A 13,839-nucleotide genomic window follows, 5' to 3' on the forward strand; every position below is an offset into this window, starting at 1 on the left:
TCAACGAACAGCACCAGCTGAGTGCGTGCCAGCAACGCACCCCGGCCCTGTGCCTGCATGGCGTGCACGACCCGGTGGTGATCCCGTCCATGGGCCGCACCGCCTTCGAGTACCTGAACACCTGGGGCGTCGCCGCCCGCTGGCAGGAATACCCGATGGAGCACGAAGTGGTGGTCGAGGAGTTGAACGACGTCCACGAGTGGCTGGCCATGCAACTGCAATAAGCAGAAGCCGCCTGTAGTTGTAGGGCTATTCCACTACGCCGAGCCTGATTCTTGCTTTACACTGCCCGGCGTACATTCCTTAATCAGTTGATGAGACGATCGTGCTCAAGGCACTCAAGAAAATATTCGGCAAGGGAGACGCCGCGCCACAGGCCGTCGCTCCTGCTGCCAGTGCAACGCCGCCTGCGCCCGCGCCCACCGAGGCGCGGCCTGCGCCTACCCCGGCCGCACCGCGCGCCAATCCCACCCCTGCGGCTGAACAGCCTGCCGCTGTGACACCTGCGGTCGAAAAGCCGGTCAATGCCAAACCGCGCCGCGAGCGCAAACCCAAGCCGCAGGCCAGCCTGTGGAAGCTGGAAGACTTCGTGGTCGAGCCGCAGGAAGGCAAGACCCGCTTCCACGACTTCAAGCTGTCCAACGAGGTGATGCACGCCATCCACGACCTGGGCTTCCCGTACTGCACGCCGATCCAGGCCCAGGTGCTGGGCTACACCCTGCGTGGCCAGGACGCCATCGGCCGGGCCCAGACCGGTACTGGCAAGACTGCGGCATTCCTGATTTCGATCATTTCCCAGCTGCAGCAGACGCCACCACCCAAAGAACGCTACATGGGCGAGCCGCGTGCGCTGATCATCGCCCCCACCCGCGAGCTGGTGGTGCAGATCGCCAAGGACGCCGCAGCGCTGACCAAGTACACCGGCCTGAACGTGATGAGCTTTGTCGGCGGCATGGAATTCGACAAACAGCTCAAGGCCCTGGAAGCGCGCCACTGCGACATCCTGGTCGCCACCCCTGGCCGCCTGCTGGACTTCAACCAGCGCGGCGAGGTGCACCTGGACATGGTCGAGGTGATGGTGCTGGACGAGGCCGACCGCATGCTCGACATGGGCTTCATCCCGCAGGTGCGCCAGATCATTCGCCAGACGCCGCCAAAAAGCGAGCGCCAGACCCTGCTGTTCTCGGCCACCTTCACCGAAGACGTGATGAACCTGGCCAAGCAATGGACCACCAACCCGGCCATCGTCGAGATCGAGCCGGAGAACGTGGCCAGCGAAACGGTCGAGCAGCACGTGTATGCGGTGGCCGGCAGCGACAAGTACAAGCTGCTGTACAACCTGGTGACCCAGAACAAGTGGGAACGGGTGATGGTGTTTGCCAACCGCAAGGACGAAGTGCGGCGCATCGAGGAAAAGCTGGTGCGCGACGGCATCAATGCCGCCCAGTTGTCGGGCGACGTGCCGCAGCACAAGCGTATTCGAACCCTGGAAAACTTCCGCGAAGGTCGGGTCACGGTGCTGGTGGCCACTGACGTGGCAGGGCGTGGCATTCATATCGATGGCATCAGCCACGTGATCAACTTCACCCTGCCCGAGGATCCGGACGACTACGTGCACCGTATCGGCCGTACCGGACGCGCGGGGGCTGATGGCGTGTCGATCAGCTTTGCCGGTGAGGATGATTCGTATCAGTTGCCGGGGATCGAGGAGCTGCTGGGGCGCAAGATCAAGTGCGAGATGCCGCCGGATGAGCTACTCAAGCCGGTGCCGCGCAAGCATCACTGATTGCCTGAATGCCAACGCCGCCCTTGTAGGAGCGGCCTTGTGTCGCGAAAGGGCCGCACAGCGGCCCCAGCAATTCATGCATTAATGCTGACATCCTGGGGCCGCTGCGCGGCCCTTTCGCGACACAAGGCCGCTCCTACATGGGATCGGCGCAGCCTTGACTACCAGCGCCCGGCAGCGTCCTGGTCACTCTGCCTGCCTTCCACCCACCTCGGCCCTTCCTGGGTAGTTTCCTTCTTCCAGAACGGCGCGCGGGTCTTCAGGTAGTCCATGATGAAATCGCAGGCCTCGAATGCGGCCTGCCGATGGGCACTGGCGACACCGACGAACACGATCGGCTCGCCCGGCTCCAGCGCCCCGATGCGATGCAGCACCTCCACCTTCAGCAGCGGCCAGCGCTGCTCGGCCTCGACCACGATCTTGGCCAGGGCCTTCTCGGTCATGCCCGGGTAGTGCTCGAGGAACATCCCCGCCACATCGCGCCCATCATTGAAGTCCCGCACATAGCCGACAAACCCGACCACCGCGCCCACACCCACGTTGGCCGCATGCATGGCATTCACCTCGGCCCCAGGGTCGAACGCGCCTTCCTGCACTCGCACTGCCATGTTCAGCCTCCGGTCACCGGTGGGAAGAACGCCACTTCATCGCCGTCTTCCAAGGGCTCATCGAGCTTGCACAGCTCTTCATTGCGCGCGCACATCAGGTTCTGCTCGGCCAGTACCGCGTAACGCTCGCCCTTGGCCACCAGCGCCTGGCGCACATCGTCGAGCACCTGGAACGCGCCCTCCACCTGTTCGGCATCCACGTCCAGCTGCTCACGGTAACGGGCGAAGTACATCACCTTGACCTTCATCACGCCTCCACCTTGTAGTGGCCGCTCTTGCCGCCGAGCTTTTCCAGCAGGCGCACCTGCTCGATGACCATGCCCTTGTCCACCGCCTTGCACATGTCATAGATCGTCAGCGCGGCGACACTGGCGGCGGTCAGCGCTTCCATCTCGACGCCGGTCTGCCCGGCCAGCTTGCAGCGGGCGACGATGCGCACGGCGTCCTCGCCCTCGGCGCTGAGCTCGACCTTGACGCTGGTCAGCATCAGCGGGTGGCACAGCGGGATCAGGTCGCTGGTCTTCTTCGCCGCCTGGATCCCGGCAATGCGCGCCACGGCGAACACGTCGCCCTTGGGGTGCTCACCGTCGACGATCATCTGCAAGGTCTGCGGCAGCATGCGCACCCGCGCTTCGGCAATGGCCTCACGCTCGGTCACCGCCTTTTCAGTGACGTCGACCATGTTGGCCCGGCCCTGGGAATCAAGATGTGTCAGCACTGCTCTGCTCCTGTGAGGGGAACTCGCAGTGTAAACCTGTGGGTCAGGTTTGAGCAGAGGTATGTGTCGGCAGGCCCGGCCTCTTCGCGGGCACGCCCGCTCCCACAGGGTCCTCACCGCCTTGAATCAAGTGGAGATCCTGTGGAAGCGGGCGTGCCCGCGAAAAGGCCGGGCAGTGATCTGCCCGGCTGCATGGTTTTACAGATGCGACTCGGCGTACTCGGCCAGCACCGAGCGTGGCACCCCTTGCAGGGTCAGGTGCACGCCGTGGGGGAAGTCCTTGAAGCGCTCGGTCAGGTAAGTCAGGCCCGAGCTGGTCGCGGACAGGTAAGGGGTATCGATCTGCGCCAGGTTGCCAAGGCAGACCACCTTGGACCCGGAGCCGGCACGGGTGATGATGGTCTTGATCTGGTGCGGCGTAAGGTTCTGGCACTCGTCGATCAGGATCAGGCTCTGCTGGAAGCTGCGACCGCGAATGTAGTTGAGCGACTTGAACTGCAACGGTACCCGCTCGAGGATGTACTCGACACTGCCATGCGTGCTTTCGTCATCCATGTGCAAGGCTTCGAGGTTGTCGGTGATCGCGCCCAGCCAAGGCTCCATCTTCTCCGCTTCGGTGCCCGGCAGGAAGCCGATTTCCTGGTCCAGCCCCTGCACGCTGCGGGTGGCAATGATGCGCCGGTAGCGCTTGCTGACCATGGTCTGCTCGATGGCTGCGGCCAGCGCCAGAATGGTCTTGCCCGAGCCGGCAGGGCCGGTCAGGTTGACCAGGTGAATATCCGGGTCAAGCAGGGCGAAGAGTGCCAGGCTCTGATGGATGTCGCGTGGCTTCAGGCCCCAGGCTTCCTGGTGCAACAGGGGCTCCTGATGCAGGTCGAGCAACAGCAGCTCATCGTTGCGGATGCCCTTGATCCAGCCGACGAAGCCTTGCTCATCGATGATGAATTCGTTGATGTGGACGGCCGGCAGGTTGTCGATCATCTGCACCCGATGCCAGGTACGCCCCCGCTCCTGACGGGTATCGACCTTGCTCACCCGGTCCCAGAACGAGCCAGTGACCGAGTGGTAGCCCTTGGACAGCAAGGACACGTCATCGACCAGCTGGTCGGTGCTGTAATCCTCGGCCGCAATCCCGCAAGCGCGCGCCTTCAGGCGCATGTTGATGTCTTTGGTGACCAGCACCACGTCCAGGTCGCTGCGCCGAGCCCGTACTTCAAGCAGCTGGTTGATGATGATGTTGTCGTTGAGGTTTTCCGGCAGCAGCCTGTTCGGCTCGTTGCGCGGCGTCATCAGGATGGACAGGAAGCCCTTGGGCCCGCTCTTGCCACGCTGAATCGGCACGCCCTGCTCGACATCGCTGGGCGAGGCGTCGCCCAGGGTCTGGTCGATCAGGCGGATGGCTTGGCGGCATTCAGCGGCGATGGTCTGTTTGCCCGTCTTGAGCTTGTCGAGTTCCTCCAGCACCGTCATCGGCAGGGCGACGTGGTGCTCCTCGAAGTTGAGCAATGCGTTGGGGTCGTGAATCAGGACGTTGGTATCGAGCACATAGAGGATTGGCTTGCTGGAGGAAGGGTTGCGTCCTTGGTCATCCATACTCGGTCACCTTATGTCGAAGCCACACGGCGTGGTCTGTTACGCCGCAAAGTGACTACCGTCTCCCCGTATCCGCGTTGTTACGGGCGGGAAGCGAACCTGCCTAGGTGGGCCTGGATGACGCCACCTGTGCTGCAGGAATCGGCTGTCTGGTTTCTTCATACCGCAAAAGCCATGACCGGAAAAAGCATTTTTACGAGATTTTGAAGTTTATTTTTCCGATTGACGATGAGGCCTTGGCGCGGACGCCAGAGGGGACTACATTCAAAAGTCATACCCTCTATTCGGCATATCCATATTCCCGGCAATCCTGCCAGCCGATACCGCTCTGCGCGGTGCTGCGCAGCAACCATTCCACTGCCGGCTGGGCCTTGGGCAGGCTGTCATGGAACTGGATCACGCCCTTGCGCCACAGCAACATCAAGGTCAACACCCGCTGCGCAGAGGCCTGGGCACTCAACGCGCCATCATCCTGGGCATCGATATCCCACAATGACACGCGCAACTGCTGGCTGGCCATGAACGACTCGCCGTCAGCCCGGCGCTGGCCATAGGGCGGCCGGAACAACGGCACATACTGCGCTGGCAGGTCGGCTTGCACCCGCGCCTGACTACGCCGCAGCGAATCCTGCCAGTCCGTCCACTGCGCGTGGGAGCGGTATTCCCAGCCCTGGATACCCACACACTGACCGTCGTAGAGCTGGCGCAAGGCATTGGCCGGCCCCGCGTCACGCCGTTGCTGCAGGCGGTTGCCGAGCACAAAGAAGGTACCTTGGAGTTTCTGTCTGCGCAGGTAGTCGGTGAGCAGGTCAGTGCTGCCACTGTCCGGCCCGGGGCCACCGACGAAAGTCAGCAGGAACATGCGGTCATTCAGTTCATCACCATTACGCTCACGGGGGGACAGCCGCTCCACCTCGCTGCTGGTCTGCGGCAGCAACGCCGCCTTGCGCAGTTGTTCATCCAGGTAACGAACATGGAACTGATGGCTAGGCTCGACCCATCCTGCATAGAACGTGCCTACATCTGCGGCGAAAGTAGCTGCTTGCGTGCGCAAATCAGCCATCGAAGCTACCGGGTAGCAGAACGACGCATCCTGCTCGCAACTGCGCTGCGCCTGCTGATAGCCCTGCCACAATCGCTGCCACAGCCGCGCCCGAACCAGGCGTACCTTTTGCAGGTTGATCTGCCGTAGCCCCAGCCGCGCCGCCAGTGCCGCGTCGTCGAGCAGCTCGCTTTCGTGCAGCACCTGGGCGAACGACAGGATCTCGGCGCGCGAAGCCACGTCAAACAGTGCCGGGCTGTCCAGCTGCTCGGGCCACAGGCTGCGGTCGAGGCTGACCTGGGTGGAAGGGGCGGCTTGCACAGTCAGGCTCAGCAGCGCGACCAGCAAGGCAGAGGCAATGCGCACGGTGGAAGGCTCCGCAGCGGCAAAACGCGAACTATAGCGCCTGCTTCGGCCATGGTCTGTGACTATCGTCGCCATAGTTTGGACTTGCACCGCCCAACCCGTAGAATCTGCGGTCAAAGATGCCAGGAGCCGACCCGATGCTGACGGTGATTTCCCCCGCCAAGACCCTCGACTACGACACCAAGCCTGTGACCGAGCGTTTCACCCTGCCCCAGTACCTGGACGATTCCCAGGAACTGATCCAGCAACTGCGCGACCTGTCGCCAGCGCAGATCAGCGAGCTGATGCACCTGTCCGACAAGCTTGCCGGTCTGAATGCCGCGCGCTTCGGCAGCTGGACGCCAGACTTCACCCCGGCCAATGCCAAGCAGGCGCTGCTGGCGTTCAAGGGTGACGTGTACACCGGCCTCGACGCCGAAAGCCTGGGCGAGGACGATTTCAGCTACGCGCAAGACCACCTGCGCATGCTCTCGGGCCTTTACGGCCTGCTGCGTCCGCTGGACCTCATGCAGCCCTACCGCCTGGAGATGGGCACCAAGCTGGCCAACGCCCGCGGCAAGGACCTGTACGCCTTCTGGGGCACGCGCATCAGCGAATGGCTGAACCAGGCGCTGGCCGAACAGGGCGATGACGTGCTGTTGAACCTGGCCAGCAACGAGTATTTCAGTGCAGTGAAACGTAGCGCGCTGAACGCTCGGGTGATCAATGTCGATTTCAAGGACTGGAAAAACGGCCAGTACAAGATCATCAGCTTCTACGCCAAGAAAGCCCGCGGCATGATGAGCCGCTTTGTGATCCAGCAGCGCATCAGCGATCCCGAACAGCTCAAGCGGTTCGATGTGCAGGGGTACTACTACAGCGCCGAGCAGTCCAAGGCGGATCATCTGGTGTTTTTGCGCGATCAGCCTGCTGAGTAAGCCCGCTATGCCCTCTTCGTGGGTCAATCGGATCGCCTTCAGGGGGGGGCATCCAGGCTGACAGGGGCTCGCCGCAAGAGATGCAGCGCCTGTCAGCCCTGATGCGGGCCCTGTGCGAGCGGCGGTGCGGCGACCGGTTAACCCGCAAAGAGGCCAGCCGCCCTGTAGCCGGCCATGGCGCAAACTGCCACTACGCCACAAATCCGGCGTCAATAATCCACCACCCCTCCCTTTATCGCCAACCGTCATAAGACCGTTCATACCTTTTTTGACGAATCTCGAAAAATATTTTCCGATACTGGCATAAAAACATCTCGTAACAGTCTCACCCTTGATACACGGGGGTAAAACACCTGCGTGCTATCAAATTGAAACTGCGCCCAACTGAATAAATATTTAGAAATCTTTCATCCCGGCAGAATCCACACAGGAACTTCTCCTGCAACCCATCGCTCATAGTGCCGTAACGATTTTCCTGCCTACGGGTTGTGAGAGATGACTTACAGATGACAATGGCAGGTATCCGCTACCTGCCGCGATAACTTAGACAGGCAGGCGGGTATCTCCCGCAGCCCCTGTCCATGCAGGAGACAAGCGTCCCTTACAACTCGTCCTAGTGGTTGATTTCAAAGGATTTATCCCACTTGAAAAAACAAGCACAGCAAAGCGCCAAGTAGCACTTTGCAATTAAGACGGCTGCATTTCAGGGCACGTTTTTAATTAATGGCTATTTAATGCCTATTTGAGTGCATAACTTTTTGCGCTCCGGATTTATTTTGCCTGCGCTCGGTGAAGTGTGCATTCGCCATGGACCCGTGCGCCTTGAAACTGTTGTTAATCCATCCAGCACGGCACTTTCCGCAGTGGCCGGCGTGATAAACACATGAGGTGATAGCGATGCGTATCAGCATCTTTGGTTTGGGTTATGTGGGTGCAGTCTGTGCAGGCTGCCTGACGGCGCGTGGCCATGAAGTGATCGGTGTGGACGTGTCCAGCACCAAGATCGACCTGATCAACCAGGGCAAGTCGCCCATCGTCGAACCTGGCCTGGAAGCACTGCTGCAACAGGGCATCGCCAATGGCCGCCTGCGCGGCACCACCGACTTCGCCGAAGCCATCCGTGCCAGCGACGTGTCGATGATCTGCGTGGGTACGCCCAGCAAGAAGAACGGCGACCTGGGCCTGGAATACATCGAGTCGGTGTGCCGCGAAATCGGTTACGTACTGCGTGACACCACCCGCCGTCACACCATCGTGGTGCGCAGCACCGTGCTGCCAGGCACCGTCAAGAACGTGGTCATCCCGATTCTCGAAGACTGCTCGGGCAAGAAGGCCGGGGTCGACTTCGGTGTCGCGGTCAACCCCGAGTTCCTGCGTGAGAGCACCGCGATCAAGGACTACGACCAGCCGCCAATGACCGTCATCGGCGAACTGGACAGTGCCAGCGGCGACATCCTCCAGGCACTGTACGAAGAGCTCGACGCCCCGGTCATCCGCAAGCCGATCGAAGTGGCCGAGATGATCAAGTACACCTGCAACGTCTGGCACGCCACCAAGGTCACCTTTGCCAACGAAATCGGCAACATCGCCAAGGCGGTAGGCGTCGATGGCCGCGAGGTGATGGAAGTGGTCTGCCAGGACAAGGTCCTGAACCTGTCCCAGTACTACATGCGCCCAGGCTTCGCCTTCGGCGGCTCGTGCCTGCCCAAGGACGTGCGCGCCCTCACCTACCGCGCCGCCAGCCTCGATGTCCGCGCACCGCTGCTCGACTCGCTGATGCGCAGCAACGAATCGCAGGTGCAGAACGCCTTCGAGCTGATCGAAAGCCACGACAAGCGCAAGGTCGCCCTGCTCGGCCTGAGCTTCAAGGCCGGCACCGACGACCTGCGCGAAAGCCCGCTGGTGGAACTGGCCGAGCGCCTGATCGGCAAGGGCTACCAGCTGGACATCTACGACGAGAACGTCGAGTACGCCCGTGTCCACGGCGCCAACAAGGACTACATCGAATCGAAGATCCCGCACGTGTCGTCGCTGCTCAACGCCGATTTCCAGAAGGTCATCGACAACGCCGACATCATCGTCCTCGGCAACCGTGACGAGCAGTTCCGTGCGCTGGCCCAGCAAGCGCCGGCCGGCAAGCAGGTGATCGACCTGGTCGGGTTCATGAACAACCCGACCAGCACCACCAGCCGCACCGAAGGCATCTGCTGGTAAGTGCCCGGCCAGGCGGCACAAGGGTTCTGTACAGAGCCGTTGTGCCGCCCACCCTTTCCCGAATTCTCCACGGATGCTGAACATGCAAAGGCTCCAGACAGTGCTGTTGCAGTGCGCCGGTTGGCTGCTCTACATGAGCCTGCTCATGCTGATCGCCCTGGCCCTGCCAGCCGATATCTTCGACTCGCAGTCGAAGCACTTCATCTTCCTGGTCGGCGCAGTCGGCATCTGGCGCTATTCCATGGGCGCCACCCATTTCATCCGCGGCATGATATTTCTCTACGGCGTGTACCCGTACCTGCGCCGCAAGGTACAGAAAATGGGCGACGCGACCAACCCGTCGCATGTGTACCTGATGGTGACCAGCTTCCGTATCGAAGCGCTGACCACCGCCCAGGTGTACAGCTCGGTGATCCGCGAAGCGATCAACTGCGGTTTCCCCACCACCGTGGTCTGCTCGCTGGTGGAGATGTCGGACGAACTGCTGGTGAAAAGCCTGTGGGCCAAGTACAACCCGCCGGCCCACGTAAAGCTGGACATCGTGCGCATCGCCGGTACCGGCAAGCGCGATGGCCTGGCCTACGGCTTCCGCGCCATCTCGCGCATGCTGCCGGACGAGAACGCGGTGGTGGCGGTGATCGACGGTGACACCGTGCTGGCCGATGGCGTGGTGCGCAAGACCGTGCCGTGGTTCAAGCTGTTCGCCAATGTCGGCGGCCTGACCACCAACGAATTCTGCGAAGTGCGTGGCGGCTACATCATGAGCGAATGGCACAAGCTGCGCTTCGCCCAGCGCCACATCAACATGTGCTCGATGGCCCTGTCCAAGCGCGTGCTGACCATGACCGGGCGCATGTCGATGTTCCGCGCCAGCGTGGTGACCAACCCCGAGTTCATCGCCGACGTCGAAAGCGACTCGCTGATGCACTGGCGCCTGGGCCGCTTCAAGTTCCTCACCGGTGACGACAAGTCCAGCTGGTTCAGCCTGATGCGCCTTGGCTACGACACCTTCTACGTGCCGGACGCCGCCATCAACACGGTCGAGCACCCGCCGGAGAAGAGCTTTTTCAAGGCCAGCCGCAAGCTGATGTACCGCTGGTACGGCAACAACCTGCGGCAGAACTCCCGTGCCCTTGGCCTGGGCATGCGCCGCCTGGGGCTGTTCACCAGCATCGTGCTGTTCGACCAGCGCGTGTCGATGTGGACCAGCCTGCTGGGCCTGACCGTGGCGGTCATCGCCAGCCTCAAGTTCGGCCTTGCCTTCCTGCTGGTGTACCTGCTGTGGATCGGCATCACCCGGCTGATCCTCACCGTGATGCTGCTGTGCTCCGGCCACAAGGTCGGCCCGGCCTACCCGCTGATTCTCTATTACAACCAGATCATCGGCGCGCTGATGAAGATCTACGTGTTCTTCCGCCTCGACAAGCAGTCGTGGACGCGTCAGCCCACTGCCCTCAAGCGTGACCTCGCCAGCTTTCAACAATGGTTCAACACCTGGTCCTCGCGGACCATGACCTTCTCGGCCGCCAGCATCTTCGTTGCTGTGCTGTTCATGGTCGTGTGAGCCCAACCCGGATCGGATCTAACAGGAACAAACCACCATGAATACCGCCGTGAACGTCAATGTCGTGCATGAGTCCGAAGCCCAGCGCCAACACGCCCGGGTGCGCATTCCTGCCAAGCTGCGCTTTCTGGATGCCCAGCGCCAGACCCACGAAGTGAAGGTCGATGACCTGTCCGCCGGTGGCCTGAGCTTCCACACCAAGCAGCCGCTGTCGGTGGGCGATGTGCTGCGCGGGCGCCTGCAGTTCGTGGTCGACAACCTGGGCCTGTCGATCGACATCGAGTTCCAGGTGCGCTCGTACAACCCGAGCAGCGGCCGTACCGGTGCGCAGTTCCAGAACCTCGAACCGCGCGACATCGCCACGCTGCGGCACATCATCACCAGCCACCTGTCCGGCGAGCTGATCAGCATCGGCGACGTGCTCAGCACCCTGCAGCGCGACAACTTCACCAAGGCCCGCAAGCAGAAGGACGGCGGCAGTGGCCTGAGCGCCTTCGGCCGCCTCAAAGCGGTTACCGTCACCCTCGGCGTGTTCGTGGTCGGCGTCGCCGCCTTCGGCTTCGTCGCCAAGTCACTGTACGGCATGTACTTCGTCAGCCATGCCGAAGCCGGCGTGGTCGCGGTGCCTACCACCAACATCACCATGCCGCGCGACGGTACCGTGAACAGCCTGGTGCAAAGCGGTGGGCAGGTCGCCAAGGGCGCGCCACTGGCCAGCTTCACCACCAGCATGCTGGACATGCTCAAGGGCAACCTGGACGACGCGCAGCTGGACCCGGCAAAAATCGAGGAACTGTTCGGCAAACAGCTGTCCGGCACCCTCACCAGCCCCTGCGATTGCGTGGTCGCCCGCCAGCTGGTGGACGACGGCCAGTACGCCGCCAAGGGCCAGCCGATCTTCCAGCTGATCCCGCGTACCACCACGCCGATGGTCGAGGCGCGCTTCAGCTACCGCCAGTTCGACGAGGTCAAGCCAGGTACCCGGGTCAACTTCCAGGTCGCTGGCGAAGACGACGTGCGCACTGGCCAGATCGTCAGCAGCAGCAGCCTGGACAGTGAAAACCTCGCCTCGGACATCCGTGTGCAGATCAAGCCCGATGACGGCATGCCAGCCGAACTGGCCGGCCGCCCGGCTTCGGTCAACAGCGACCGTGGCCCGTCGTTCAACTGGCTGATCGACAAAGCCATGGCCCGTGGGCTGTAAGAGGATCACCACATGATTCCCTACAAGAAAAGCGCCAGCCTGGGCCTGTGTGCCCTGGCTGCAGCCATCGCCTTGGCCGGTTGCGCCGGTCTGCCCGACCAGCGCCTGGCCAACGAAGCCATGAAGCGCGGCGACACAGCGCTGGCCGAGCGCAACTACAAGGCCCTGGCCGACCTGGGCTACAGCGAAGCGCAAGTGGGCCTGGCCGACATCAAGGTCGCCAGCCGCGACCCGTCGCAAATCAAGGAAGCCGAGGCCACCTACCGCGCCGCTGCCGCCACGTCGCCACGTGCTCAGGCACGCCTCGGGCGCCTGCTGGTGGCCAAGCCCGACAGCACCCAGGCCGAACGCGAAGAAGCCGAAACCCTGCTCAAGCAAGCGGCCCGCCAAGGCGAAAGCAACACCCTGATCCCGTTGGCGATGCTCTACCTCAGCTACCCACAGAGCTTCCCCGCGGTCAACGCGCAGCAGCAGATCGACCAGTGGCGCGCCGCCGGCAACCCGGAAGCGGGCCTGGCCCAGGTGCTGCTGTACCGCACCCAGGGCACCTACGACCAGCACCTGGGCGAGGTCGAGAACATCTGCAAGGCGGCGCTGAACAGCACCGACATCTGTTACGTAGAACTGGCCACCGTGTACCAGAAGCGTGCCCAGGCCGACCAGCAAGCCGCCCTGCTCGGCCAGCTGAAATCCGCCTACGCCCGCGGCGCCGTGCCGGCCACCCGGGTCGACAGCGTCGCCCGGGTGCTGGCCGACCGCAGCCTCGGCCAGACCGACGAGAACACCGCCAAGGCCCTGCTCGAGCAGGTGGCACCGGCCAACCCGGCATCCTGGGTCAGCCTGGCGCAGCTGGTATACGACTTCCCCGAACTGGGCGACACCGACCAGTTGCTGGCCTACATCGACAAGGGCCGCGAAGCCGAACAGCCACGTGCCGAACTGCTGCTGGGCCGCCTGTACTACGAAGGCAAGACCCTGCCGGCTGACGCCAGCAAAGCCGAACAGCACCTGCAGGCAGCTGCCGATGCCGGCGAGATCAGTGCCCATTACTACCTCGGCCAGCTGTACCGCCGCGGCTACCTGGGCAATGTCGAACCGCAAAAAGCCGTCGACAACCTGCTGACTGCTGCCCGTGGCGGGCAGAACAGCGCCGACTACGCCCTGGCCCAGCTATTCAGCGAAGGCCACGGCATTCGCCCGCAACCGGGTGACGCGTGGGTATTTGCGCAGCTGGCCCAGGCCAACCCGACGCCGCAGTCCGCCGAACTGCTGCAGCAGCTCGATCAGCAACTGACGCCTGAGCAGCGCAACCAGGCCCGGCAACTGCTGGCGCAAGAGCAGCAGGCACGCGGCAGCATGAGTCAGGGCGCCAACAGCACCCTGGCCATCGAAGCCCTGCAAGACGACGAAAAAGAAGTAGACGGTGAGGACTCGCTATGACGCTCAATCCCTTCGTGAAAGCCGGCATCGGCCTGAGCTTCGCCCTGCTGTGGTCCTGCCCGACCCTGGCGGAAATGACCGCTGAAAAAAACTTTGGCCTGGATGTGAAAATCACCGGCCAGTCAGAAGACGACCGTGACCTGGGCACCCGCTCGGGCGGCGACGTCAACGGCCTGGGCCTGGACCTGCGCCCCTGGGTCTACGGCGAACGCGGCAACTGGAGCGCCTACGCCATGGGCCAGGCCGTCGCAGCCACCGACACCATCGAAACCGACACCCTGCGCCAGAATGACGACGGCACCAGCACCGACACTGGCGACGACAGCCGCCAGCCTGACAAAAGCTACCTGGCCATGCGCGAGTTCTGGGTCGGCTACAGCGGCCTCA

At 62.7% G+C, this 13,839-nt stretch carries 13 protein-coding genes; 8 read left to right on the plus strand and 5 right to left on the minus strand.

The features are described from left to right. A partial coding sequence (locus HP546_RS15595; protein WP_372242437.1) for an alpha/beta hydrolase occupies positions 1–224 on the plus strand: 224 nt, incomplete at its 5' end. Between the two features lie 101 nt (positions 225–325). Beyond that, complete coding sequence (rhlB, locus tag HP546_RS15600; RefSeq protein ID WP_172227150.1) at positions 326–1,786, plus strand: ATP-dependent RNA helicase RhlB; 1,461 nt, start codon at positions 326–328, stop codon at positions 1,784–1,786. 161 nt (positions 1,787–1,947) lie between these two features. On the opposite strand, the gene moaE is transcribed toward rhlB, so the two are convergent. The 5 genes from moaE to HP546_RS15625 form a co-directional block, all read right to left on the minus strand. Continuing rightward, positions 1,948–2,394 (minus strand): molybdopterin synthase catalytic subunit MoaE, encoded by a 447-nt coding sequence (gene moaE / locus HP546_RS15605; RefSeq protein WP_172227152.1) that lies wholly within the window; start codon positions 2,392–2,394, stop codon positions 1,948–1,950. Between the two features lie 2 nt (positions 2,395–2,396). Then, positions 2,397–2,642, minus strand: coding sequence for a molybdopterin converting factor subunit 1 (gene moaD / locus HP546_RS15610; RefSeq protein ID WP_172227173.1), 246 nt, complete (start codon positions 2,640–2,642; stop codon positions 2,397–2,399). Then, complete coding sequence (gene moaC / locus HP546_RS15615) at positions 2,642–3,112, minus strand: cyclic pyranopterin monophosphate synthase MoaC (protein WP_172227154.1); 471 nt, start codon at positions 3,110–3,112, stop codon at positions 2,642–2,644. The genes moaD and moaC overlap by 1 nt, the downstream gene beginning before the upstream one ends. A 198-nt stretch (positions 3,113–3,310) precedes the next feature. Further along, entirely contained in the window at positions 3,311–4,705 is a 1,395-nt protein-coding gene (locus HP546_RS15620) for a PhoH family protein (protein WP_172227156.1), read from the minus strand. Between the two features lie 280 nt (positions 4,706–4,985). Next, the gene (locus tag HP546_RS15625; RefSeq protein ID WP_172227158.1) at positions 4,986–6,113 is read right to left on the minus strand and encodes a polysaccharide deacetylase family protein; all 1,128 of its coding nucleotides are present in this window, start codon (positions 6,111–6,113) and stop codon (positions 4,986–4,988) included. A 137-nt stretch (positions 6,114–6,250) separates the two neighbouring features. Between HP546_RS15625 and yaaA the strand changes: the two genes are divergently transcribed. The 6 genes from yaaA to HP546_RS15655 all read left to right on the plus strand — a co-directional run. Next, complete coding sequence (gene yaaA / locus HP546_RS15630) at positions 6,251–7,030, plus strand: peroxide stress protein YaaA (protein ID WP_172227160.1); 780 nt, start codon at positions 6,251–6,253, stop codon at positions 7,028–7,030. Between the two features lie 897 nt (positions 7,031–7,927). Continuing rightward, positions 7,928–9,244 carry a nucleotide sugar dehydrogenase gene (locus HP546_RS15635; RefSeq protein ID WP_172227162.1) on the plus strand — a complete coding sequence of 439 codons (1,317 nt, stop codon included), beginning with the start codon at positions 7,928–7,930 and terminating at the stop codon, positions 9,242–9,244. An 82-nt stretch (positions 9,245–9,326) separates the two neighbouring features. Continuing rightward, entirely contained in the window at positions 9,327–10,808 is a 1,482-nt protein-coding gene (locus tag HP546_RS15640) for a glycosyltransferase family 2 protein (protein WP_172227164.1), read from the plus strand. A gap of 37 nt (positions 10,809–10,845) precedes the next feature. After that, the gene (locus HP546_RS15645; RefSeq protein WP_172227166.1) at positions 10,846–12,012 is read left to right on the plus strand and encodes a PilZ domain-containing protein; all 1,167 of its coding nucleotides are present in this window, start codon (positions 10,846–10,848) and stop codon (positions 12,010–12,012) included. Positions 12,013–12,024: 12 nt separating this feature from the next. After that, positions 12,025–13,452, plus strand: a complete 1,428-nt coding sequence (gene algK, locus HP546_RS15650; protein WP_172227169.1) for an alginate biosynthesis TPR repeat lipoprotein AlgK — start codon at positions 12,025–12,027, stop codon at positions 13,450–13,452. After that, on the plus strand, positions 13,449–13,839 hold a 391-nt coding region (locus tag HP546_RS15655; protein WP_172227171.1), incomplete at its 3' end, for an alginate export family protein. The genes algK and HP546_RS15655, both read left to right, overlap by 4 nt.

Origin of the sequence: Pseudomonas sp. CM25 (assembly GCF_013179705.1) — a bacterium.
GTDB lineage: Bacteria > Pseudomonadota > Gammaproteobacteria > Pseudomonadales > Pseudomonadaceae > Aquipseudomonas.

Coding starts and splice junctions, on each gene's coding strand:
- moaE (WP_172227152.1), bottom strand. CDS start 2,394: ATGGCAGTGCGAGTGCAGGAAGGCGCGTTCGACCCTGGGGCCGAGGTG.
- yaaA (WP_172227160.1), top strand. CDS start 6,251: ATGCTGACGGTGATTTCCCCCGCCAAGACCCTCGACTACGACACCAAG.
- algK (WP_172227169.1), top strand. CDS start 12,025: ATGATTCCCTACAAGAAAAGCGCCAGCCTGGGCCTGTGTGCCCTGGCT.
- HP546_RS15645 (WP_172227166.1), top strand. CDS start 10,846: ATGAATACCGCCGTGAACGTCAATGTCGTGCATGAGTCCGAAGCCCAG.
- HP546_RS15640 (WP_172227164.1), top strand. CDS start 9,327: ATGCAAAGGCTCCAGACAGTGCTGTTGCAGTGCGCCGGTTGGCTGCTC.
- HP546_RS15620 (WP_172227156.1), bottom strand. CDS start 4,705: ATGGATGACCAAGGACGCAACCCTTCCTCCAGCAAGCCAATCCTCTAT.
- moaD (WP_172227173.1), bottom strand. CDS start 2,642: ATGAAGGTCAAGGTGATGTACTTCGCCCGTTACCGTGAGCAGCTGGAC.
- HP546_RS15635 (WP_172227162.1), top strand. CDS start 7,928: ATGCGTATCAGCATCTTTGGTTTGGGTTATGTGGGTGCAGTCTGTGCA.